Raw genomic sequence first — 23,527 nt, forward strand, 5'->3', positions numbered from 1 at the left:
TCATATTAAGCTTTACGAGGGCGTTGTATCGTCTGACGAGACGTGTATCAAGATGGGAGATATTAAATTGAAGAGCATGCTCTTCAATTTAACCCAAAACTTGGGATTTGTGTAGATACCTATGCCTCAGGGGAGGGGAGCTAAAAAAGCAAAAAAACTGTAAGTGAATGCAATTAAAGTGAAAAATTGTCTGATTTTTTTTCAATTCTCATAGATTAATAATAAAACTAGTTTAAACTTTTAAAATAGTAGAAAAAAACAATCATACGCCTGTTGAAAAAAAGTAAATTACCTTTCACGGTCATGCGTTTGTGATTACAATTGTTTGCTTAAAATCGAATATCATTAGCCTCTTTTTAGAATTGAAGAATTAGACAGTGACCGAAGTAACGCAAGTAAAGCCGAAACATGTCATGATGATGGCTGCCGGAACCGGTGGTCACGTCTTTCCAGCGCTCGCTGTTGCCAAAGAGTTGCAACAACAAGGCTGTGAAGTTTCTTGGCTCGCAACGCCAACAGGCATGGAAAATCGCCTGCTTAAAAATCATAATATTCCAATTTATCAAATTGATATCCAAGGCGTACGCGGCAATGGAGTCGTGCGTAAGCTGATGGCACCGTTTAAAATTCTCAAAGCTACTTTGAGTGCCATGCGTTATATGAAACAACTCAAAGTTGATGCAGTTGCAGGCTTTGGGGGTTACGTGGCTGGACCGGGTGGTTTGGCGGCTCGTGCATTGGGTATTCCGGTTATTATCCATGAACAAAATGCGGTGGCAGGTTTTACCAATATGCAATTATCGCGTGTGGCGAAAACGGTGTGTCAGGCATTTCCAAATACTTTTCCAGCTCAAGATAAAATCGTGACCACAGGCAATCCTGTACGGAAGGAAATTACAGAAATTTTAAATCCGTCATGGCGTTACCAAGAGCGTGAAAAAGCTGGTTTGCCATTACGGGTTTTAATTGTGGGCGGCTCATTGGGTGCACGTGCCTTAAATGAATGTGTGCCAGCTGCCTTACAGCAATTAGAACAGCCCCTGAGTGTATATCACCAGTGTGGTCAAAATAATGCTGAAAGCACATTGGCTCGTTATGCAAATGCACCTGAACATATGCAAGTTGAAGTTCAGCCGTTTATTGAAGATATGGCAGCAGCCTATTCTGCAGCGGATTTGATTATCTGCCGTGCTGGTGCGCTAACCGTCACTGAAATTGCGACAGCAGGTGTAGCAGCCGTGTTTGTTCCTCTGCCAAGTGCAGTGGATGACCATCAAACTGCAAATGCAGGGTTCTTGGCCAATATCAATGCCGCAAAAATTTGCCCACAAGCGGACATGACCGCAGAAAGTTTAACAGCGTTGTTGAAGCCGCTGATGAATCGCCAACGACTTATGGAAATGGCGGTTAAGGCTCGACAACAGGCACAACCCGATGCGACACAGCACGTGGTTGGTTTAATTCAAGATTTGTAAAATTCGAGTAATCTATGTCTCCATCAACGCCTGCCGATCAAGCGAAAAAGCTCATTAAAGTGCCAGAAATGCGCCGTATTAAACACATCCATTTTATTGGGATTGGTGGTGCGGGCATGTGCGGTATTGCCGAAGTATTGAAAAACCAAGGCTATAAAGTTTCAGGTTCAGATATTAAAGCGTCGAAAACCACGGCTCAGCTTGAAGAAAACGGCATTCAAGTTTTCATCGGTCATGCTGCTGAAAATATTCAAGGCGCCAATGTAATCGTGGTATCAACAGCTATTGATTCTGAAAACCCAGAAGTGAAAGCGGCGATTGAAACCCGTACACCTGTCGTGCGTCGTGCAGAAATGTTGGGTGAATTAATGCGTTACCGTCATGGTATTGCCGTTGCGGGGACGCATGGTAAAACCACGACAACCAGTCTGGTGACCTGCATGTTGGCAGAAGAAAATCTGGACCCAACTTATGTCATTGGTGGTTTATTAAATCGTACTGGTGTGAATGCTGCATTGGGTGCAAGCCGTTATATCGTGGCTGAAGCAGACGAATCAGATGCGTCATTCCTGCATTTACAGCCGATGGCAACGATTGTCACCAATATCGATGCTGACCATATGGATACCTATGGCGGTAGTTTCGATGTATTGAAAGATACCTTCGTACAATTCTTACAGCGCCTTCCATTTTACGGTTTAGCCGTGATGTGTGGTGATGATGCCAACATCCGTGAAATTATGCCGCGTATTGGTCGTCCTGTCGTGACGTATGGTTTCAATGAAGACAATGACATTCGTGCCGTTGATGTGGCTCAAGAAGGCATGCAATCACACTTTACAGTTTTGCGTAAAGACCGTGAGCCGTTACGTTTAACCATTAACTTGCCGGGTCTGCATAATATCTTAAATGCCTTGGCAGCGATTGGTATTGCAACGGATGAAGGCGTTTCTGATGCTGCGATTGCGCGTGCCTTAGAAAGCTTCAGTGGTGTAGGTCGTCGTTTCCAAGTACAAGGCGAATTTGAAGTTGAAGATGGCTTGGTGAAATTGGTCGATGACTATGGTCACCATCCAAAAGAAGTCGAAGCGACCATTAAAGCGGCACGTGCAAGTCATCCAGATCGTCGTTTAGTGATGATGTTCCAACCGCACCGTTTTAGCCGTACGCGTGACTGTTTTGATGACTTCGTCGATGTCTTGTCACAAGTTGATCAACTGTTGTTATTAGAAGTTTATCCTGCGGGTGAAAAACCAATTGTGGGTGCGGATAGTCGTGCATTGGCTCGAAGCATTCGTCTACGTGGTGAGGTTGAACCGATTCTTATCGATCCAGTAGAAGGCAACTTACAAGCAGTAATGAAAAAAGTGTTACAAGCAAATGACTTGTTATTAACACAGGGCGCAGGTAATGTTGGAGCAATCTCAATCGAACTTGCTCAAAACAATCTCTATGTAAAATGATCACCGCTGGGTGATCCAAAGTTTGTTTAGACCGTAGATAAAAGTTTAAGGATATAAACGTGTCAAATGCTTCAAAATTCGGCAAAGTTGCCGTGTTATTAGGTGGGAAATCTGCCGAACGTGAGGTTTCTCTCGATAGTGGTAAAGCTGTACTTGAAGCATTGGTGCGTTCGGGTGTAAATGCCGAAGCATTTGATCCGCAGCAACGCAGTGTGACTGAGTTGGTGGCTTATGACCGTGCATTTATCGTACTTCATGGCCGTGGTGGTGAAGATGGTCAAATTCAGGGTACTTTGGAATGGTTAAACATTCCGTACACTGGAACGGGCGTTCAAGGCTCAGCGATTGGTATGGATAAAGTCAAAACTAAACAAGTTTGGCAAGGTTCAGAACTACCGACAGCACCTTATCGTATTGTCAGCAAAGATTCAGATTTACAAGAAATTGTAGATTCAATTGGTTTGCCATTTATCATTAAGCCGGTGCATGAAGGCTCAAGCATTGGTATGAGCAAAGTTGAAAAAATTGAAGACTTTGCAACCGCAATTGCAAAAGCGACCCAGCATGATGCAGTTGTGATGGCTGAAAAATGGATTACCGGACGTGAATTTACCATTGTGATTTTAAATGGTCAGGCATTACCTGTGATTCGTTTAGAACCGCCTGCAGATGTGGCTTTTTACGATTACGAAGCGAAATATAACCGTAACGATGTGCAATATGGTATTCCATGTGGCTTGACTGAAGATGAAGAAAAGCGTCTACAAGCTTTATCTTTACGCGCTTTCCAAGCGGTAGGTGCGAGTGGTTGGGGTCGTATTGACGCGATGCAGGATGCCGAAGGAAACTTCTGGTTACTTGAGGTAAATACTGTTCCGGGTATGACCAGTCATTCTCTAGTACCAAAAGCTGCTAATGCTGTAGGTTATAGTTTTGAAGATCTTTGTGTTGCAATTTTGGAACAAACCCTGACAGGTGCGGCACACTAAATTATGGCTCAACTTCCTGCGTCTATGCGCCGTAAACGTGCAGCAACGACATCGATACATGACAAACCACCGACACTTAAGGAAAAGCTTACCAATGTGGGTGGATGGCTGTTGTTGTTTATTGCATGTGTGGTTTTGATTGCTGGAATTTGGGGGCTATATAAAGTCATGACGGATGCACGTGTGGCTGAACTTGATGTGGTGGGTGTGCGGAGCGCCCAAGAAAAACAACAAGTCATGTCATACGTTTCACCGATGATGACTGAAAACTATTTTACCTCTGATTTACGTGTCATTCGTGACCGTACTTTAGAAATCTCTTGGGTCGATCGCGTGGTGGTATCGCGTGCATGGCCGAATGCAATTCGTGTACGGGTGATGCCGCGTCAAGCGATTGCACGTTGGGGAACTGGGCGACTGTTAAGCGACAGTGGTGATGTATTTGCTGAATTAACTCCGACCAATCATCAGAATTTACCGTTATTGCATGGGCCGACGAGTCAGTCCAAAATGATGATGCGTCGCTATAATGAAATTAATCAACTATTTATACCTGTTGGCATTCGTTTAAAAGAATTATATTTAACCGAACGAATGACTTGGTTTATGCAGTTTGATTCAGGCTTACGTGTGATTGTCGATCAGGATCAAACCATGAGTAAGTTGCAGCGTTTAAGTTATCTCGCACACAGTGACTTAAAACCTGTTTGGCCGCGAATTTCTGCCATCGATTTGCGCTACCGAAATGGTTTAGCGATTCAATGGAAAAACTCTGTGCCAGCAAAGTCGGTAAATGGTCAGTTTGTTGTAACCAGTGATGACATAGGCATTGCGAATGCAGCGCCGGTAAAGCCATAATGATCGGCTTTATAAGTAGAGGCTTTAAGCCATAAATTAAACAAACATGTGAATGGTAGTAGTAAATAATGAATGAAGCTGTTCCCTCGGTTGTTGCGATTGACATTGGGACACACAAAGTTTCAGTTTTGATTGGTAAGGTACACGCGCCAGACAATATCCAAGTGGTAGGGATGGCGACCGCTCGTAACCGCGGCATGAATAAAGGGAAAATTGTCAGTCTCGATAAAGTTGTTACCGCAATTAAAAATGCAGTGCAGGAAGCGGAAGATATGGCGGAATGTCGTGTACATTCTGCGTGGATTTCTATTCCAAGTGCTGAACTAAAAAGTTTTTATGCCTCTGGTCGCACTCCAATTGAAAATAATGACCATGCAATTACCACCAATGAAGTGGTGCGTGCTTTAGAACTGGCCAAAGCCAGTCATTTAACATCTGACCACTATTTGGTGAGTGCTGTACCTTTAGGTTTTGAACTAGATGATGAACCTGAATGGGTGCTAAACCCGATTCGCATGTCAGCACGGAGTATGACAGGACATTATCATTTGATGATGTTGCCCATCAGCACCATGCAGAATTTGGATCGTGCATTAAAAGGTGCCAATATTGGTGTTGAACGCATGGTCATTTCATCATTAGCAACAGCTGAAGCCAGTTTGCTTAAAGATGAAAAAGAATATGGTGTGTGCTTGGTTGATATTGGTGCAGGTACGACCAATATCGCGGTGTATTTAGATGGTCGCTTGGCGATGACACACACCTTGCAACGTGGCGGCGAGCATGTAACACGTGATATTGCTGCTGTATTGCAAACCACAACAGAAGAAGCTGAACGCATTAAGCTGTTGTATGGTTGTGTTGACCTGAAAGTGGTTAAACCTGAAAGTATGATTCAGTTCCAAGGGATTGATGGTCCACAAACCATTAGCCGAATTGAACTGACCGAAATTATTATTGCGCGCTATGAAGAAATCTTTAATCAAGTGCGTAATGAATTGGTCGATCATGGTGCGATTCATGGTTTATACCATGGTGTTGTACTCACAGGTGATGCCTGCCAAATTGAAGGGATGGTGACATTTGCACGTCGGATTTTAGGTGTCTCTGCACACTTAGGTAATCCACCTATGCAAGTATATGCCGATGATCAACAGCAAGCCGCTTTACGTCGTTCACAATACGCGACTGCCGCAGGTCTGTTAATTTTCAGTCAAAGCGAAACACAAGATACGATCGTTGAGCCAGAAGATACGGAAAAACTTTCAGTATTGAATCGGGTAAAACGGGCATGGTCGGGCTTCAATGACACCTTGAAGTCGATCTTTTAAGTTGAAATATTTGGGAATATTGTTGGGAAGTTGTACGGATTATTGCTTGTACTTGACAAGCTGGAACTTGGACAGCATTCTAAAAAACAATTTTTATTAAGATCAAGGCAGTATACGGGCTGAAGTGTCTGCCAATTATGGATTAGGAATTTTTTAGGCATGGCCTCATTTGAATTTTTAGAAGATGATCAAAGCGACAGCAACGGTCAAGCCCGTTTCACAGTATTCGGTGTAGGTGGTGCTGGCGGTAACGCTGTGCAACACATGTTGGAATCAGATATCGAGGGTGTAAAATTTGTTTGTGCCAATACAGACAAACAAGCACTCGATCGCATGAATGCACAATTTAAAATCCAACTCGGCGAGCAAAGTACCCGTGGTTTGGGTGCAGGTGCAAATCCACAAGTGGGTCAAACTGCGGCTGAAGAAAGCCGTGAGTTGATTCGTCAACACCTTGAAGGTACGGACATGGTGTTCGTGACTGCAGGTATGGGCGGTGGTACAGGTACAGGTGCTGCGCCAGTTGTTGCTGAAATTGCTAAAGAAATGGGTATCTTAACGGTAGGTGTGGTGACGACTCCGTTTAACTTTGAAGGTAAACGTCGTCAGCAATCTGCTGAGAAAGGTATCGAAGCCCTTGAGCAACATGTTGATTCTCTAATTATTATTCCGAACCAACGCCTACTTAAAGTATTCCGTGATATCTCGATGAAAGATGCTTACAAAAAAGCAGACGACGTACTGTTAAATGCTGTACGTAGTATCTTTGATCTTGTGGTGCGTCCTGGTCATATCAACCTTGACTTTGCCGATTTGAAAACTGCGATGAGTACCCGTGGTTATGCCATGATGGGTGCAGGTTCAGGCCGTGGTGAAAACCGTGCACGTCAAGCAGCTGAACAAGCGATCCGTAGCCCATTGTTAGATAACGTGACCATCATGAATGCAAAAGGCATTTTGATTAACGTAACAGGTGGCGATGACGTAACCTTCGGTGAAATTGAAGAAATCACAGATGTAGTGAACCAAATTGTGGATCTTGATGAAGGTCAAGTGTTCTACGGTACGGTATTTGATCCAGATGCACGTGATGAAATTAGTGTAACTGTGATCGCAACGGGTTTAACGCGTAATTCTGCCGATTCTGCTGAGCCAGTGAAACGCCCTGTCGCACAAGCAACGCGTACAGTCGCTTCTGCACAAGCACCTGTAGATGAAGATGATGTACCAGCGATTCAACGTCAGCACAATGAAGCAGCTGCTCCGGCGGCTGCGGCGGCGTCAGCATCGAATTCACGCCCTACGCCAATGAGTATTCAAGACTACTTGAAAAATCAGCAACGTAAATAACATAAATTCAATGACTTAAGTGTCTATTGATTACAAAAGGTAGCTGATCAGCTACCTTTTTGTTTTTTATCAATGGCTAAATATGCTAACGTATAGCGGTTTTGTGAACTGATGATAGAAGACACATGTTGAAACAACGTACCCTGAAACGCATCGTGAAAGCGAGTGGCATCGGACTGCATAGTGGGCAAAAAGTGATGATTAACTTTGTGCCACATCATGCCGATGGGGGCATTGTGTTTCGTCGTATCGACTTAAATCCACCGATTGATATTCCAGCTGATGCTATGCTGATTCAAGAAGCATTCATGTGTTCTAACTTGGTGCAAGAAAACGCCAAGGTGGGCACAATTGAGCACATTATGAGTGCGATTGCTGGTTTAGGGATTGATAACCTGATTGTGGAAGTGTCGGCATCTGAAGTGCCTATTATGGATGGGAGTGCAGGCCCGTTCATTTATTTGCTTATGCAAGGTGAACTACAAGAACAAAATGCACCTAAAAAATTCATAAAAATACTTAAACCTGTCGAAGCACTGATTGATGATAAACGTGCTGCCTTTCAACCGCATGACGGTTTCCAATTAAATTTTACGATTGATTTTGACCATCCTGCATTTAAGAAAGAATTTCAATCGGCAACCATCGACTTTTCAACCGAAACATTTGTCTATGAAGTCAGTGAAGCGCGGACTTTTGGCTTTATGAAAGATTTGGATTATCTCAAAGCCAATAATTTGGCTTTGGGGGCGAGTCTCGAAAATGCCATTGGCGTAGATGAAAATGGTGTGGTCAATGAAGAGGGTTTACGCTTCTCGGATGAGTTTGTTCGTCACAAAATATTAGATGCTGTGGGTGATTTATATTTGCTTGGTCATCAAATTATTGCGAAATATGATGCCTATAAGTCAGGTCATGCATTAAATAATCAGTTATTACGCAATGTCAAAAGTGATCCAGATAGCTATGAAATTGTAACATTTGATGACATTAATGATTGCCCAATTAGTTATGTGAATGTGACATAAGTCATTGTCTTATAATAGTGATGTTATATTGTATCATTTGTAAGTGTTAAGTCCGTCACATTCTGAGCATTCAAATTTGTCTGTTACAACTGGGTGGTTACTTTTTATTGCTTGCCAAACGCAGCATTGCTTGGCTAAGCTTAGGGTCGCTCACAAAGTCAGCAGCATTACGGAGTAAATCCTGAGTTTCTGTACTGAGGGTTCTTGAAATTTTTTCAGGGGAATGGGGCGTTGGAGACGGAGTTCTCAGACGGACTTGAATCTTGTGCAAATCCTTGAATTCGTATATTTGTGATAATTGTGCAATATATTGCTTTTGCAAATAGGCCAACTGACTAATCAGTGCCTGATTTTCTCCAGTTAATATAAGTACACCATTTATATAACAAACAACTTGCCATTGATCCGGTTGGGGCAATAGCGGTTGAACAATTTTCGTAAGTTTCTGCCATACAGCAACTTGCGTTGAGAGAAACGACAAGTTTCCTGTTTTTATGTGTTTTCTTGTTGGTTGAAAGACGTTGACAGGTTCTGACATACATATTTCCTACATGTTTATGTCTTAATCTTATGCGCTCCTTTTGGCTGATATCAAGGACGAAATCACACAAGGAACAAAAGAGAACAGTTTATAGAGGTTTTTTATGCATTTACGACGTATTTTATTGGCGTTTTCATTGGCAGCTTCGGCCGCTTCAGTCGCTTTTGCAGATTTAGTTGAATTAAATCAAGCAGACTCATCATCAGATCGTATTGAACAGTTAACTCGCACTTTGTCTCAAGGTGCTTACTCTGAAAGCAATGATATTGATGTTCCAGCGGAAACGAAGTTGAATGTTCAAATTCGTGAAAAATCAATTGAACTCAACAATGCGACAATCGCAAAAAAATACGGTTCAAGCAATTCCTCTCAAAACTATTCAGCAAGTTCAAATAATCCATATTCATGGTTAATTGCCCACCCACTTCCAGACATGAAGCGCGTGAGCTCAAACTATGGTGGTCGTACCATGGGTGGCCGTGCAGAAAATCATTCAGGTTTAGATCTTTCTGCGGCAAGTGGCACACCTATTTATGCAACAGGCCCTGGCATAGTAACTAAATCAGGCTGGGGCACAGGTTATGGCCAATATGTTGAAATCAACCATGGTAATGGTTACCTGACACGTTATGCACATGCATCACGCTTAATTGCACGTGTAGGCGACCGTGTTGCTGCGGGTGAGCATATTGCTAACGTTGGTTGTACTGGTCGTTGTACTGGCCCACATTTGCATTACGAAGTAGTGAAAGATGGTCAACGTAAAAATCCATCAACGTATTTAGCGATGTTACCATAAGCACATATAACATCTATATACGAAGCCATTGTCTGAACCTCTACAGACAATGGCTTTTTTATTTATCGCTAATAACTATAAAATTATCATTTTAAAAAATATTGTCTGTATGAAAAATGGCGAAAATTGACCCAAAAATGTAAATTTGTGTAATTGTTAATTAATGAGTATTTAGTAAATAAATAACAGAGCTATTTCGTATTCATCTGTGGCGATAACTGAGCCTAGCCAAAATATGGTACTAATAGAGCCATATATTTAGCACATAGGATAGGTGAAGTATGGCGTTTTATGGCGATACAGATGCGCAAGAAACCCAAGAATGGCAGGACGCATTTGATTCAGTTTTACAGCACATGGGAACTGACCGCGCTGCATTTTTGCTTGAAAAACTCTATCAACAAGCGATTGCTAAGCACGTTCCCATTCAGCGACTAAATACTCCTTACTTAAATACCATTTCAGTTGAAGAACAGCCGCCTATGCCGGGTGATTCGGATATGGAGCGCCGTATTCGTGCGCTGATCCGCTGGAATGCCTTAGCGATGGTACTGCGTGCCAATAAAACAGGTGATGACTTAGGTGGTCACTTGGCAAGTTTTGCATCATCTGCAACTTTATATGACGTGGGCTTTAACCACTTCTTCCGTGCCAATAGCGACAGCTTTGGCGGTGACATGATCTATTATCAAGGTCACTGTGCACCGGGTATCTATGCACGTTCGTTCTTAGAAGGTCGTTTGACTGAAGAACATTTAAATAATTTCCGTCGTGAAGTGGGGGGTAAAGGTTTGCCGTCATACCCACATCCGTACTTGATGCCAGATTATTGGCAGTTCCCAACCGTATCGATGGGTCTAGGCCCAATCATGTCGATCTATCAAGCACACATCCAAAAGTACTTGATGAACCGTGGGCTGATCAAAGAAGAAAACCGTAAAGTTTGGGCTTACCTCGGTGATGGTGAGATGGATGAGCCTGAAAGTACAGGTGCCATTTCACTTGCAGGCCGTGAAAAGCTCGACAACCTGATTTGGGTCGTGAACTGTAACTTACAGCGTCTAGATGGCCCAGTTCGTGGTAACGGTAAAATTATTCAAGAACTTGAATCATTGTTCCGTGGTGCAGGCTGGCGTGTGATTAAAGTGGTATGGGGTCGTCATTGGGATCCGCTACTGGCAAAAGATGATACAGGTGCCTTAAAAGCGGTGATGGAAGAAGCGGTCGATGGTGACTTCCAACGCTATCAAGTGAAAGGCGGTGCGTATACGCGTGCACATTTCTTTGGTAAGTATCCTGAAGCTGAAGAGTTGGTGCGCAACTTAAGCGATGAAGATATTGATAACCTGAACCGTGGTGGTCATGACCCATTCAAAGTGTATGCGGCTTATGCCGAAGCGATGAAGGAAACGGGTCAGCCAACAGTTATCTTGGCAAAAACAGTCAAAGGTTATGGTTTGTCGGAAGAGATTGAAGCAGTCAATAAGACGCATCAAATCAAGAAAATGCAGCTTGAGTCGTTGAAATACGTGCGTAACCGTTTCAACTTGCCATTTACCGATGAACAGCTTGAAGAAGTGCCATTCTACCGTCCAAGTGAAAATTCACCTGAAATTAAATACATGAAAGCACGTCGTGAGGCATTGGGTGGTTATTTACCTGCACGTCGTAAAGAAAGCGAGCAGCTGGCGATTCCTGAATTGTCTGTGTTTGATGCGGTACTCAAAGGCAGTGGCGGTAAAGAGCAATCGACGACCATGTTGATGGTACGTTTGATTTCATCATTATTGAAAGAAAAAGCCATTAAAGATCGTGTCGTACCAATTGTGCCAGATGAAGCGCGTACTTTCGGTTTGGAAGGTATGTTCCGTCAGTTGGGGATCTATGCTGCGCATGGTCAAAAATATACCCCTGAAGACCAAGAACAGTTGATGCATTACCGTGAAGCTAAAGATGGTCACATGTTACAAGAAGGGATTAACGAAGCGGGTGCGATGAGTGCTTGGGCTGCGTTAGGAACCAGTTATTCAACCAATAACTTGCCAATGATTCCGATGTATATGTACTACTCGATGTTTGGTTTCCAACGTATTGGTGATATTGCATGGGCTGCAGGTGATGCACAGGCGCAAGGTTTCTTGTTAGGTGCAACTGCGGGTCGTACAACACTGAACGGTGAAGGTTTACAGCACCAAGATGGTCATTCACATATCTTGGCAAATACGATTCCAAACTGTATTTCTTATGACCCATGTTTTGGTTATGAGTTGGCAGTAATCGTACATGACGGTTTAAAACGCATGTACGTGAACCAAGAGCGTGTGTTCTACTACTTAACAGTAATGAATGAAAACTACGAACATCCAGCTATTCCTGAAGGTGCTGAAGAAGGCATTAAACGTGGTATGTATCTCTTCGAAGAAGATGAGAAAGCAACGGTTCAGTTGATGGGTTCAGGTGTGATTCTGCGCGAAGTAATCAAAGCAGCGAAAATCCTTCGTGATGAATATCAAATTCATTCAAACGTGTGGAGCGTCACTAGCTTTAACGAATTAGCTCGTGATGGTATGGCGTGTGAAGAATACAACCGCTTACATCCGTTGGCTGAAGATACGAAAGAAGCTTGGGTCTCTCAATTGCTTCGTGAAAAAGACGGTATTGTGGTATCGGCAACTGACCACATGCGTGCATATAGCGAACAAATCCGTGCCTATCTTCCAGACAATCGTCCATTCGTTGCATTAGGTACAGATGGTTATGGTCGTTCAGATACACGTGGCAACTTACGTAGCTACTTTGGTGTCGATGCCGCACATATTGTGGTAGCAACATTGAAAAAACTCGCGGATGAAGGCGAAGTTGATGCACGTTTGGTTAAAGATGCCATCTCAAGCTTTGAACTAGATACTGACCGTCCAGTGGCATGGGCTCCGCAGGAAACGCCGGAACTGCATGCTGTGGCTGACTACAAAGAGGAGAACTAATCATGCAAATTACGACTCCTGATATTGGTGTAGATAAAGCAACGGTCGCTGAGATTTTAGTGAAAGTCGGCGACAGCATTAGCGTCGACGACAGCATTGTGTTGTTAGAGTCTGATAAAGCCTCTGTTGAAGTGCCAAGCACTTCGGCAGGCGTGGTGAAAAGCATTGCAGTCAATCTAGGTGACAGTGTTGCTGAAGGTGCTGTGCTGATCGAGTTAGAAGAAGAAGGTCAAAGTGCTGCTACAGCTGAGCCAGTACAAAATGCAACGGAAGACCAAGCAGCAGAACCAACTCCGGTTGTGGAAGCAGAACAAGCTGCAGCAGCACCTGTTGCAGCCAATGCTACTCAGTCGCAAAGTATCGATGTGCAAGTCCCTGATATTGGCGTAGAGAAAGCTACGGTGAGTGAGATTTTGGTCTCTGTTGGTGATGAGATTGATGTCGATCAAAGTATTATCGTGGTGGAATCAGACAAAGCGACAGTCGAAGTTCCAAGTACTGTATCAGGCCGTATCGAATCGATCACGATCAGTGCTGGCGATGTAGTGAAAGAAGGCGTAGTGATTTTAACTGTGAAAACGGCGGCTTCATCTGCTGCGGTTGCATCGGCTCCTGTGCAAGAAACTGCACAGCCTGTTGCTGCACCCATTGTCGCAGAAGCAACACCAACGCCGTCTACGGCTGCGGCGTCTGGGCCTGTAGAAATTGCAGTGCCTGACTTAGGTGTTGATAAAGCAGCAGTGGCTGAAATTTTAGTCGCTGTGGGTGATGTGGTTGAAAAAGACCAAAGTATCATCGTGGTGGAATCAGACAAAGCAACGGTAGAAGTACCAAGCTCTACCGCTGGTAAAATCACCGCGATTCATGTTCAGTTAGGGCAAAGTGTCTCTGAAGGCGTCGCTTTAGTGACGATTGAAGCCGAAGGTCAAGCTGTTGCAGCACCTGCACCAGCGCCAGCAGCGAAACCTGCACCAGCTGTAGCACAGCCTGCGACAGTTGCACCTAAAGCTGAAAGCAAAGTTGAAGCAGCAGCACCGCAACCACAAGGCGCAGATAAGCTCACCAAAGAGCAAAATGCTGCCAATGCCAAAGTGTATGCAGGTCCGGCCGTTCGTAAGCTTGCACGTGAATTAGGTGTGGTTTTGGCAGAAGTCAAAGCATCTGGCCCGCATGAGCGTTTAATGAAAGAAGATTTATTCGCTTATGTAAAAACCCGTTTGACCACTCCGCAAGTTGCACCTGCAGCTCAAGCTGTGGCACAGGTTTCAGGCTTACCGAAATTGCCAAGCTTTGATGCTTTTGGTGGTGTGGAAGAGAAAGTTTTGACACGTTTACAACAAGTGTCGATTCCGCAATTGTCTTTAAACAATTTTATCCCGCAAGTGACGCAGTTCGATGCTGCGGATATTACCGATCTTGAAGCTTGGCGTAATGATTTAAAAGCCAACTTTAAGAAAGAAGGTATTGGCTTAACCATTATGGCCTTCATCATCAAAGCAGTGGCTTACTTGTTGAAAGAAGAGCGTGAATTTGCAGGTCATTTGTCTGATGATGGCAAGTCAGTATTGTTACGCAATGAAATCCACATGGGGATTGCCGTGGCAACGCCTGATGGTTTGACCGTGCCTGTACTGCGTAATCCAGATCAAAAATCGATTAAGCAGATTGCAATTGAGCTGGGTGAACTGAGTCAAAAAGCACGTGACAAAAAACTGTCGCCGAAAGATCTACAAGGTGCGAACTTTACCATTACCAGTCTGGGTTCAATTGGTGGTACGGCATTTACACCGCTGGTTAATTGGCCACAGGTGGCGATTTTAGGTATTTCACCTGCAACTATGCAGCCGGTGTGGAATGGTGAAGGCTTTGATCCACGTTTGATGCTGCCGCTGTCATTGTCATACGATCACCGTGTAATTAATGGTGCGGATGCTGCACGTTTTGCCAATAAGCTGACGAAGCTGCTCAAAGATATCCGAACTTTATTGATCTAATCTGACCTGTTTAAGTTTCAAAATGAACCCTGCTTTGGCAGGGTTTTTTTATGGCGTCGTGGTGGTGGACTGACAAAGCCAATCAGGAAGTTCAATGGGTGAAGGGTAGAGCTTTAATGCTGAGTTTGCATTGAGGTTATAAGTGAGTGGAAGTGTACGATGTGGGTGCGCCGTCGACCAAAGCTTTTGTCGTAAATGTTCAAAGCGTTGGAAGTCTTTTAAAAATAAGCCCCAAAACTTTTCATAATGCTCCAGTTCTTGCACATGTTGATGCTGATACGCATGTGTTTGGCCCTGTTGGTGCTGGAAGTCATAGCCCATCAGCCAAATACGCTGCGGTTGAAAGAGATGTGCGAGTGAATAGGCTTGAAGGCCGCAATTATTACCATACACAAAGTACGGTGAATGAAATAACTCCGCTTGCGTATCGATGCGCACGGTTTTGAAGTTAATCACTTCATGTTCAGGATATGGACGGTTGTGACCTAAACCACATCCGCTAATGATGTCACCTTGAAAGCAGGCTTTGAGCATGGGTTGATAGTGTAACCACCATGCATAGTCTGAATGATGGGCAATTTGAGCCTGAGGAAGTTGAAGAAAACTTTGATTACAGCAAATGATTAGCAGCTTTTTTGAGGGCTGAATGGTGGTTAAGTCAAAACTGAGCTGAGACGGGCCGCCTGCAATGATTAATACATCCTGCACATGCATATAGTGTTGAATAAATTCTTGAAATTTTTGATTATTGTTTTGCATATCAAATTGAGTCATCGAAAATTAAAATTGCGAAAACATGCATTCCTCGCTAGAATAGCATTACTTCATTGGGGAGTAGCCGCTTTTTACGCAAAGTAAAAAGGTGATGGTCAACATATTTGCTCTAAAACGAGCATGGTCATCATAGCAAAGAACCAAATGAGCTCTTCGTAGCTTTCTTTTGTTGGCAAGACCTTTGATTTATCACTCTGCACATTGGCTAGCAGGAGGGATAAGTCATCGGTATATGTTATTGCTAGCCAGAGAAATGCACCATGTTAACCGCTTTCTTCATTTCCCTTGCTGTTGTTGCCCTGTCAGAAATGGGCGATAAAACACAATTACTTGCCTTACTGCTTGCTGCACGTTTTCGTAAACCCGTTCCGATCTTAATTGCAATTTTCCTCGCGACTGTGGTGAACCACGGGGTTTCTGCTGTGCTGGGTCAATGGATTACCACTGTTTTAAGTCCAACCGTTTTATTGTGGATCGTTTCTTTGGGCTTTATTGCTATGGCGGTGTGGATGTTGATCCCCGATCAATTGGATGATGAATCTGAAAGTATCAATAAGTGGCAAAAATATGGGGTTTTCGGCGCCACTTTCGTTTTGTTCTTCTTGGCTGAAATTGGAGATAAAACCCAAATTGCCACTGTTGCACTGGCTGCACGCTTTGACAGTATTGGCTGGGTGACTTTGGGGACGACATTAGGCATCATGTTGGTTAATGCGCCTGCGGTATTTATTGGGAACAAGCTAGCTGAAAAACTACCGATTTCACTGATTCATAAAATTGGCGCCTTGGTATTCTTGGTGATTGGTTTGGCTGCGTTGGCACAACACTATTTATTTTAAATAATGATCTCACCATATTAAAAATACATGAAATCCTGAGTTAAAAACTCAGGATTCTTTGCCAATAAATGAGACCCAATTCACTGATATTTCAGATAATATTGACTTAATATTTATTGTAAGTTTCCCTAAATAAATATATGTTATTCACCTATAGAATATATTTTTTTTGATAAAAAATTTGGGGAATGGGAATGGCTTTCGAACGCACAACATCACAGGTACTTTATGATGATGGAAAGCATAAATGTATTAGCTTTACCAGTTTGGTAAAAGGCGAGGGCGTACAGGCGAACCAGTTCCTGATTTTGGATAATGAGCGCGCAGCGGTGCTCGATCCGGGTGGTGACTTAACTTATGTCCCACTGACTATGGAACTGAATAAATATACCCGTTTGACCAATCTTGATTATGTGATGGCCTCGCATCAGGACCCAGACATTATTACCTCGATGCCGCGTTGGTTGGTTTATACCGACGCCAAAGTGGTGGCATCTAAGCTGTGGGCGCGTTTCTTACCGCATTTAAACTCTGCATTTATGAGTGACCGGATGAAAGGCAACTGGTTGGATCGTCTGATCGAACTGCCAGATCATGGTCAGGTGATTCCATTAGGCAACAGCCATTTGGTGGCTGTTCCTGCACACTTCCTACATTCGGTTGGTAACTTCCAATTTTATGACCCGATTGCCAAAATTTTATTCTCAGGGGATATGGGCGCATCTATGGTGGATGATGCCTCTAAACCTTTAGAAAATTTTGCCGCTCATATTCCTAAAATGAAAGGCTTCCATCAGCGCTATATGTGTTCGAACAAAGTGATCCGTCTGTGGGTCAACATGGTACGGACGATGGATGTGGAAATGATCGTACCGCAGCACGGGACGCCATTTATTGGTAAAGAACAGATCAACCAATTCTTAGATTGGATCGAAACCTTACAATGTGGTGTCGATTTAATGGATGAGACAGTTTTTACTTGCCCAGTATAATGACTTGAAAATTTCAAAAAATAATTGAGTTTGCAGATAACATTTTTTAATATTTTTCGTCCATAAAATAAGCCTTTAGATGACGAGAATAGATAAAAATGTTGTCTCAAATACCGACTCAGGATGCATGTTTAACCTGTGGAGCATGTTGTGCTCACTATCGCGTTTCTTTTTATTGGGCAGAAGGGCTAAATATGCCTGAACATTATACGGAACCTGTGACATCGGTGTATTCATGTATGGTGGGTACGAATCAGGCAAATCCACGTTGTATTGCTTTGGGTGGAGAAGTAGGCAAACAGGTGAGTTGTAGGGTGTACGAGGCGCGCAGTTCCACATGTAAAAGTGTGCAGATAGCTGATGAGCAATGTAATAAAGCACGCATCGCGCATCAAATGATTCCATTGATCAGTATTCCACTGCATGACGCTGAAAATGATGAAGATTTCGTTCAAGTCAGTTAAGGCTTTAGTTCCAGAATAAATTTATTGAAATTAAGCGGTAGAGTCTTCGGATTCTGCCTGTATTGAACAAGTTGCTGACTAACCCTCAGTGTATTCTTGCTGAAAACAGCATATTCGATGGTTAATATTGAAAACTCCGTAAAGAATTGCCGCAATTAAAATGAAAATTGAACGGAAATTTGTATATAATGGCTCACGGAAATTACCAGCGAGACTGTTATGTTGACCATCGTTCAAGAAGCCCTAACCTTTGATGATGTCTTATTACTCCCTGCCTATTCTACTGTTCTCCCAAAAGATGTCTCTCTTAAGACACGTTTCACACGTGGCATCAATTTGAATATTCCACTTGTTTCTGCTGCAATGGATACTGTGACTGAATCACGTATGGCGATTGCAATGGCGCAAAACGGTGGTATCGGTATCCTGCATAAAAACATGGATATTGCTGCACAAGCTGCAGAAGTTCGCCGCGTGAAAAAATTTGAAGCAGGTATGGTGAAAGACCCAATTACCGTTACACCAGAAACGACTGTACGTGAGCTGATTGCTTTAACTCAAGCAAATAATATCAGCGGTGTACCAGTGGTGAAAGACGGTCAAGTGGTGGGTATTGTTACTGGTCGTGACACTCGTTTTGAAACCAATCTTGAGCAACCTGTTAGTAACATCATGACAGGCCATGATCGTTTGGTGACTGTTCGTGAAAACGAATCAAAAGAAAATATCCAAGCATTACTTCAAAAACACCGTATTGAAAAAGTCCTTGTTGTAAATGACAACAACGAACTGAAAGGTTTAATCACGGTTACTGATTTCCGTAAAGCTGAAAACTATCCAAACAGCTGCAAAGATGACTTAGGTCGTTTACGCGTTGGTGCTGCAGTTGGTACAGGTGCAGAAACACCAAGCCGTGTAGAAGCATTGGTAGAAGCGGGTGTTGATGCGATTGTTGTTGATACTGCACATGGTCACTCTGCAGGTGTAATTGAACGTGTACGTTGGGTTAAAGCCAACTATCCACAAGTTCAAGTGATTGGCGGTAACATCGCGACTGGTGATGCAGCTCTTGCATTATTAGATGCTGGCGCAGATGCAGTGAAAGTGGGTATTGGCCCAGGTTCAATCTGTACTACACGTATCGTTGCTGGTATTGGTATGCCGCAAATCTCTGCGATTGACAGCGTTGCCAATGCACTGAAAGACCAAATTCCATTGATCGCAGACGGTGGTATCCGTTTCTCTGGTGATATGGCAAAAGCGATTGGTGCAGGTGCGAGTACCATCATGGTAGGTTCATTGATGGCGGGTACTGAAGAAGCACCAGGCGAAGTTGAATTCTTCCAAGGTCGTTACTACAAAGCTTATCGTGGTATGGGTTCATTGGGTGCGATGGCAGGTGCAACAGGTTCTGCTGACCGTTATTTCCAAGACTCAAAAGCCGGTGCTGAAAAACTTGTACCAGAAGGTATTGAAGGTCGCGTACCGTACAAAGGCCCAATGGGTAACATCGTTCATCAAATGATGGGTGGTTTACGTTCATCTATGGGTTATACCGGTTCTGCGGTGATCGATGACTTACGTAAAAATGCACAGTTTGTCAAAATTACTGCGGCAGGTATGTCTGAATCTCACGTACATGACGTGACTATTACTAAAGAAGCACCAAACTACCGTGTTGGTTGATATTTAGTAGCTTTTAGCCGAAAAGGCCGTCATTAATATGACGGCCTTTTTGTTTTTGGTGTAAAGTATTTACAGTAAAAAGTGATGATTAAGATCACCATTAAGAAGTGAGTACAACATGAGTTATTTTGGTACAGATGGCATTCGTGGCAAATTCGGTGAATTGCCTATTACCCCTGAATTTGCATTAAAACTAGGATTTGCCGCAGGTAAAGTATTAAAACAATACAGTAAAAAAGCAAAGCCCATCGTTGTACTAGGTAAAGATACCCGATTATCGGGCTATATTTTAGAGTCAGCATTACAAGCCGGTTTAAACGCAGCAGGTGTTTATGTTCACTTGTTGGGTCCATTACCTACACCCGCAATTGCCCATTTAACCCGTGCATTACATGCCAGCTTAGGCATCGTGATCTCGGCGTCGCATAATCCGTATTTTGATAATGGCATTAAGTTCTTCTCGAGCGAAGGTAAAAAATTGCCGGATGAAATTCAAGAAGCCATAAACAAAGAACTTGAAAATGACTTGGTGATCGAAGACCCTGCAAACTTAGGTAAAAGTGTGCGTGTAAAAGATGCCAATGGTCGTTATATCGAGTTTTGTAAATCAACCTTCCCGTACCATTTTGACCTGACAGGCTTAAAAATTGTGGTGGACTGTGCCAACGGTGCAGCCTATAGCGTCGGTCCTTCGGTATATCGTGAACTCGGTGCAAAAGTAATTGCGCTGTTTAACGAACCGGATGGTTTGAATATCAATAAAGACTGTGGTTCGACGCATCCTGAGTTTTTACAAAAAGCAGTTGTTGAACATCAGGCGGATTTAGGGATTGCCTTTGACGGTGATGCTGACCGCGTGATTATGGTCGATAAAAACGGTCAGCAAATTACTGGTGACCATATTCTCTATATTTTAGCCACTCAAGCGAGTCAAAAACCTGCGGGTATCGTGGGTACCGTGATGAGCAATATGGCGCTTGAAATTGCTTTAGATCAAGCGAAAGTGCCGTTGCTTCGTGCCAAAGTTGGTGACCGCTATGTATTACAAGGCCTCGAAGAAAAGGGTTGGGTAACGGGTGGTGAGCCATCAGGTCATATCTTGACTTTGGACAAGAGCACCACAGGTGATGCGATCATTGCTTCACTTCAGGTGTTAACAGTGATGGTTGAGCAAGGTAAAGCTTTACATGAATTAGTGGAAGGTTTTAGGTTATTACCTAACGTCTTGGTGAATGTTCGCTTGGCTGAGATGTTTGATCCCTACGCCGTACCTGCACTGGTGAGCGAGTTTGATAAAGCTGAAGCGCAGCTCAAAGGACGCGGTCGCATCTTGATTCGTAAATCAGGCACAGAACCGGTCATTCGTGTCATGGTTGAAGGTAATGACCTTGAAGAAGTCACCGCGTTGGCAAATCATTTGGCCGATACTGTTCGTGCCAATGCAGCTTAAATCAAGAGGGGAAATTGCATGAATGATGTGATTAAGGACTTAAGTGAACTGCGTTTAACTTATCAAAAAGGTGAGTTGCATGAAGATCAGGTGAACCATGATCCACATGAGCAGTTTTTATTATGGTTTAACCATGCCTTAGCAGCACAATTGCATGAACCCTATGCCATGTCATTGGCGACGGCAAATGCCCAAGGTCGTCCGCACGTGCGGACGGTCTTGTTGCGTGGAGCAACCCATTCAGGTTATGACTTCTACACCAACTATGACAGTCAAAAAGGTAATGATCTGCTCAATAATCCTTATGCAGAGTTATTGTTTTATTGGCAAGAGCAGGAACGTCAAATTCGGGTCAGTGGTCGTGTGGAAAAGATATCTCTAGAAGAATCTACGGATTATTACCATAAGCGACCGCGTGATAGCCAAATTGCAGCGCACATTAGCACTCCACAAAGTGGTGTTATCACCAGTCGTGAAGAATTACAACAGCGATTCCAAAATTTGCATGATCAAGTGGAAAGCAAAGACGTATTGGCGAAACCTGAGTTTTGGGGTGGCTATCGTTTAGTTCCGGATTATTATGAATTTTGGCAAGGCCGTCCGAATCGTTTACATGACCGCTTGAGTTATAAACTACAGGATGGTCAATGGGTTCTACAGCGACTGATGCCATAAATGTCTAAACTTTTAATTCAACAAAGACCCTATTTGACGCGCCCTGAAGATATTCAGGGCGTTGCGCCGTTTATTGCGGACTTATTGGCACGTCGCGGGGTTTCTTCCGCACAAGAACTGGAATTGAAGCTCAAGCATTTACATGCCCCGACCTTAAAAGGCATGCAGCAAGCTATAGAGTTGATCGACCAAGCCATTGATGCACATAAAAAAATTGTCATTGTAGGCGACTATGATGCCGATGGTGCAACCAGTACTGCATTGATGGTCTTGGCACTGCGTGATATGGGCGCGGATGTTGAATATCTGGTTCCAGACCGTTTTAAGTATGGTTATGGCCTGACACCCGCCATTGCTGATTTAGCCTTCGTGAGTTTTACCCCAGATGTGCTGATTACAGTCGATAATGGTATTTCGAGCCATGCTGGTGTAGCACAGGCACAGGCGCATGGTATGCAGGTGATCATTACAGACCATCACCTGACTACGAAGGAAACACCACAAGCAGAAGCGGTGGTGAATCCGAATCAGTTGGGATGTGAATTTCCAAGTAAAGCCTTGGCTGGCGTAGGTGTTGCATTTTATGTGTTGGCCAATTTGGCCAGTATGCGTAAAAAAAATGCTAAATCCACAGCCAACCTCAGCCAATATTTGGACTTGGTGGCTTTAGGCACTTATGCCGATGTTGCAAGTCTAGATCTGAATAATCGGATCTTGATCGATGCTGGTTTGAAGCGGATTCAGCAAGGACTATGTCGTCCAGGGATCAGTGCATTATTGGATATCGCTGGTCGTGATCCCGCACAGTTAAAAGCACAGGACTTGGGCTTTGTAGTTGGCCCACGACTCAATGCAGCTGGGCGTATGGAGACTATGGATATTGGGATTGAGTGTCTGATTGCGGCGGATTTAAGTACGGCTTATCCGATTGCGCAGCAGTTGAATCAACTCAATATTGAAAGACGCCAAGTCGAAGGGCAGATTAAACAGGAAGCTCTGGCTGAGTTAGAACATATTCAGCTTGATCAGGATAACTTACCTGCAGCCTTGATCATGTTTGAACAGCATTGGCATCAAGGGGTGATTGGGATTGTTGCAGGGCGTTTGAAAGAACAATTTCATAGACCTGCAATCGTCTTTGCCGCAGATGAGGATGGCGTACATATTAAAGGCTCTGCGCGTTCTATCGAAGGTATTCATATTCGAGACAGTATTGAGCGTATTGCTGAATTACATCCGCATTTGGTGAGTCATTTTGGCGGGCATGCAGCCGCAGCAGGACTAACCATTCAAAAGCAGCATTTTTCTGAATTTAAAACCGCTTTTGAAGCACTCATCGCTGCGCAAGATGAAAGTTTATTTCAGGCCACTATTTGGACAGATGGCGAATTGCCCGATTCGGCCATTAATGTCGAAACCGTCGATCTTTTGCAAAATTTAAGTCCATGGGGACAAAAATTCCCTGCACCGGTCTATGAAGGCCTATTTAAAGTTTTAGATTATCGTTGGTTGAAAGATGTGCATCTGAAATTAAAACTTGCTTTAGATAATGGCTTAATGGTGGACGCAATTGCATTTAATGCGGCAGAAAAATATGAATTTAATCCTATGCAAGATCAAATCCGCTTGGTCTACGAACTCGATAAAAATGAATTTAGAGGAAATGTCAGTGTTCAATTGAGAGTTCTACACTTGGCTCAATAAATTCTATGGCTCTAGACTAGCAGAATAGATATGTTAGTCTAGAATCATGATAGAAAACAGTAAATTAAGTCACTATAAGATTAAAAAAATTATTCAGTGCTTTTGCATTGATATTCCTGCTTCTAAAACAG

Annotated in this window: 19 protein-coding genes, 1 pseudogene and 1 riboswitch; of the genes and pseudogenes, 18 read left to right on the forward strand and 2 right to left on the reverse strand. The window is 43.4% G+C overall.

From position 1 onward, the window contains the following. The first annotated feature begins 377 nt into the window (after positions 1–377). The 7 genes from murG to lpxC all read left to right on the forward strand — a co-directional run bounded on the left by murG (position 378) and on the right by lpxC (position 8,494). On the forward strand, positions 378–1,475 hold the full coding sequence (murG, locus tag FTU17_RS13590) for an undecaprenyldiphospho-muramoylpentapeptide beta-N-acetylglucosaminyltransferase (RefSeq protein WP_180135707.1): 1,098 nt from the start codon (positions 378–380) through the stop codon (positions 1,473–1,475). Between the two features lie 14 nt (positions 1,476–1,489). Beyond that, positions 1,490–2,938 carry a UDP-N-acetylmuramate--L-alanine ligase gene (gene murC / locus FTU17_RS13595; protein ID WP_078190576.1) on the forward strand — a complete coding sequence of 483 codons (1,449 nt, stop codon included), beginning with the start codon at positions 1,490–1,492 and terminating at the stop codon, positions 2,936–2,938. A 59-nt stretch (positions 2,939–2,997) separates the two neighbouring features. Continuing rightward, on the forward strand, positions 2,998–3,927 hold the full coding sequence (locus FTU17_RS13600; RefSeq protein WP_180008768.1) for a D-alanine--D-alanine ligase: 930 nt from the start codon (positions 2,998–3,000) through the stop codon (positions 3,925–3,927). Between the two features lie 3 nt (positions 3,928–3,930). Continuing rightward, the gene (locus tag FTU17_RS13605; protein WP_180135709.1) at positions 3,931–4,785 is read left to right on the forward strand and encodes a cell division protein FtsQ/DivIB; all 855 of its coding nucleotides are present in this window, start codon (positions 3,931–3,933) and stop codon (positions 4,783–4,785) included. Positions 4,786–4,853: 68 nt separating this feature from the next. Next, a complete protein-coding gene (ftsA, locus tag FTU17_RS13610) occupies positions 4,854–6,116 on the forward strand; it encodes a cell division protein FtsA (RefSeq protein WP_078190573.1) in 1,263 nt (420 codons plus the stop codon). A 159-nt stretch (positions 6,117–6,275) separates the two neighbouring features. Continuing rightward, a complete protein-coding gene (gene ftsZ / locus FTU17_RS13615; protein ID WP_168379400.1) occupies positions 6,276–7,466 on the forward strand; it encodes a cell division protein FtsZ in 1,191 nt (396 codons plus the stop codon). 125 nt (positions 7,467–7,591) lie between these two features. Beyond that, positions 7,592–8,494, forward strand: a complete 903-nt coding sequence (gene lpxC, locus FTU17_RS13620; RefSeq protein ID WP_168379401.1) for a UDP-3-O-acyl-N-acetylglucosamine deacetylase — start codon at positions 7,592–7,594, stop codon at positions 8,492–8,494. A 97-nt stretch (positions 8,495–8,591) separates the two neighbouring features. Here the strand turns inward: lpxC and FTU17_RS13625 are convergent, their stop codons facing one another. Continuing rightward, on the reverse strand, positions 8,592–9,032 hold the full coding sequence (locus tag FTU17_RS13625) for a DciA family protein (protein WP_168379402.1): 441 nt from the start codon (positions 9,030–9,032) through the stop codon (positions 8,592–8,594). Between the two features lie 106 nt (positions 9,033–9,138). On the opposite strand from FTU17_RS13625, the gene FTU17_RS13630 reads away from it, so the two are divergent. The 3 genes from FTU17_RS13630 (at position 9,139) to FTU17_RS13640 (ending at position 14,812) form a co-directional block, all read left to right on the forward strand. Then, positions 9,139–9,834 (forward strand): M23 family metallopeptidase, encoded by a 696-nt coding sequence (locus tag FTU17_RS13630; RefSeq protein ID WP_180022341.1) that lies wholly within the window; start codon positions 9,139–9,141, stop codon positions 9,832–9,834. A gap of 281 nt (positions 9,835–10,115) precedes the next feature. Next, positions 10,116–12,818: a pyruvate dehydrogenase (acetyl-transferring), homodimeric type gene (gene aceE / locus FTU17_RS13635; RefSeq protein WP_180135711.1), complete on the forward strand. Its 2,703-nt coding sequence runs from the start codon at positions 10,116–10,118 to the stop codon at positions 12,816–12,818. 2 nt (positions 12,819–12,820) lie between these two features. Next, the gene (locus tag FTU17_RS13640) at positions 12,821–14,812 is read left to right on the forward strand and encodes a 2-oxo acid dehydrogenase subunit E2 (RefSeq protein ID WP_180135713.1); all 1,992 of its coding nucleotides are present in this window, start codon (positions 12,821–12,823) and stop codon (positions 14,810–14,812) included. A gap of 48 nt (positions 14,813–14,860) precedes the next feature. Here the strand turns inward: FTU17_RS13640 and FTU17_RS13645 are convergent, their stop codons facing one another. Beyond that, entirely contained in the window at positions 14,861–15,571 is a 711-nt protein-coding gene (locus FTU17_RS13645) for a methyltransferase type 11 (RefSeq protein ID WP_180008776.1), read from the reverse strand. A gap of 58 nt (positions 15,572–15,629) precedes the next feature. Next, positions 15,630–15,772, forward strand: a riboswitch (yybP-ykoY riboswitch). A 74-nt stretch (positions 15,773–15,846) separates the two neighbouring features. Here FTU17_RS13645 and FTU17_RS13650 point away from each other — a divergent pair. The 8 genes and pseudogenes from FTU17_RS13650 to FTU17_RS13685 form a co-directional block, all read left to right on the forward strand. After that, on the forward strand, positions 15,847–16,425 hold the full coding sequence (locus FTU17_RS13650; protein ID WP_078190565.1) for a TMEM165/GDT1 family protein: 579 nt from the start codon (positions 15,847–15,849) through the stop codon (positions 16,423–16,425). Between the two features lie 194 nt (positions 16,426–16,619). After that, complete coding sequence (locus FTU17_RS13655; protein ID WP_078190564.1) at positions 16,620–17,417, forward strand: MBL fold metallo-hydrolase; 798 nt, start codon at positions 16,620–16,622, stop codon at positions 17,415–17,417. A 98-nt stretch (positions 17,418–17,515) separates the two neighbouring features. Next, positions 17,516–17,881, forward strand: a complete 366-nt coding sequence (locus FTU17_RS13660; protein WP_180135715.1) for a YkgJ family cysteine cluster protein — start codon at positions 17,516–17,518, stop codon at positions 17,879–17,881. A gap of 219 nt (positions 17,882–18,100) precedes the next feature. After that, positions 18,101–19,567: an IMP dehydrogenase gene (guaB, locus tag FTU17_RS13665; RefSeq protein WP_078190562.1), complete on the forward strand. Its 1,467-nt coding sequence runs from the start codon at positions 18,101–18,103 to the stop codon at positions 19,565–19,567. A 118-nt stretch (positions 19,568–19,685) separates the two neighbouring features. Further along, a complete protein-coding gene (gene glmM, locus FTU17_RS13670) occupies positions 19,686–21,017 on the forward strand; it encodes a phosphoglucosamine mutase (RefSeq protein ID WP_180135717.1) in 1,332 nt (443 codons plus the stop codon). 18 nt (positions 21,018–21,035) lie between these two features. Then, positions 21,036–21,692: a pyridoxamine 5'-phosphate oxidase gene (pdxH, locus tag FTU17_RS13675; RefSeq protein ID WP_180135719.1), complete on the forward strand. Its 657-nt coding sequence runs from the start codon at positions 21,036–21,038 to the stop codon at positions 21,690–21,692. Beyond that, entirely contained in the window at positions 21,693–23,396 is a 1,704-nt protein-coding gene (recJ, locus tag FTU17_RS13680; protein ID WP_180008780.1) for a single-stranded-DNA-specific exonuclease RecJ, read from the forward strand. Between the two features lie 46 nt (positions 23,397–23,442). Next, positions 23,443–23,527, forward strand: a pseudogene (locus FTU17_RS13685) (IS1595 family transposase); the annotation flags it as partial.

The organism is Acinetobacter sp. YH12070, from assembly GCF_013419625.1.
Classification (GTDB): Bacteria; Pseudomonadota; Gammaproteobacteria; order Pseudomonadales; family Moraxellaceae; genus Acinetobacter; species Acinetobacter amyesii.

Bases quoted from the DNA above. Each gene is read 5' to 3' on its own strand.
- murC (WP_078190576.1), top strand. From the start codon at position 1,490: ATGTCTCCATCAACGCCTGCCGATCAAGCGAAAAAGCTCATTAAAGTG.
- FTU17_RS13605 (WP_180135709.1), top strand. From the start codon at position 3,931: ATGGCTCAACTTCCTGCGTCTATGCGCCGTAAACGTGCAGCAACGACA.
- ftsA (WP_078190573.1), top strand. From the start codon at position 4,854: ATGAATGAAGCTGTTCCCTCGGTTGTTGCGATTGACATTGGGACACAC.
- ftsZ (WP_168379400.1), top strand. From the start codon at position 6,276: ATGGCCTCATTTGAATTTTTAGAAGATGATCAAAGCGACAGCAACGGT.
- lpxC (WP_168379401.1), top strand. From the start codon at position 7,592: ATGTTGAAACAACGTACCCTGAAACGCATCGTGAAAGCGAGTGGCATC.
- FTU17_RS13625 (WP_168379402.1), bottom strand. From the start codon at position 9,032: ATGTCAGAACCTGTCAACGTCTTTCAACCAACAAGAAAACACATAAAA.
- FTU17_RS13630 (WP_180022341.1), top strand. From the start codon at position 9,139: ATGCATTTACGACGTATTTTATTGGCGTTTTCATTGGCAGCTTCGGCC.
- aceE (WP_180135711.1), top strand. From the start codon at position 10,116: ATGGCGTTTTATGGCGATACAGATGCGCAAGAAACCCAAGAATGGCAG.
- FTU17_RS13640 (WP_180135713.1), top strand. From the start codon at position 12,821: ATGCAAATTACGACTCCTGATATTGGTGTAGATAAAGCAACGGTCGCT.
- FTU17_RS13645 (WP_180008776.1), bottom strand. From the start codon at position 15,571: ATGCAAAACAATAATCAAAAATTTCAAGAATTTATTCAACACTATATG.
- FTU17_RS13650 (WP_078190565.1), top strand. From the start codon at position 15,847: ATGTTAACCGCTTTCTTCATTTCCCTTGCTGTTGTTGCCCTGTCAGAA.
- FTU17_RS13655 (WP_078190564.1), top strand. From the start codon at position 16,620: ATGGCTTTCGAACGCACAACATCACAGGTACTTTATGATGATGGAAAG.
- FTU17_RS13660 (WP_180135715.1), top strand. From the start codon at position 17,516: ATGTTGTCTCAAATACCGACTCAGGATGCATGTTTAACCTGTGGAGCA.
- guaB (WP_078190562.1), top strand. From the start codon at position 18,101: ATGTTGACCATCGTTCAAGAAGCCCTAACCTTTGATGATGTCTTATTA.
- glmM (WP_180135717.1), top strand. From the start codon at position 19,686: ATGAGTTATTTTGGTACAGATGGCATTCGTGGCAAATTCGGTGAATTG.
- pdxH (WP_180135719.1), top strand. From the start codon at position 21,036: ATGAATGATGTGATTAAGGACTTAAGTGAACTGCGTTTAACTTATCAA.
- recJ (WP_180008780.1), top strand. From the start codon at position 21,693: ATGTCTAAACTTTTAATTCAACAAAGACCCTATTTGACGCGCCCTGAA.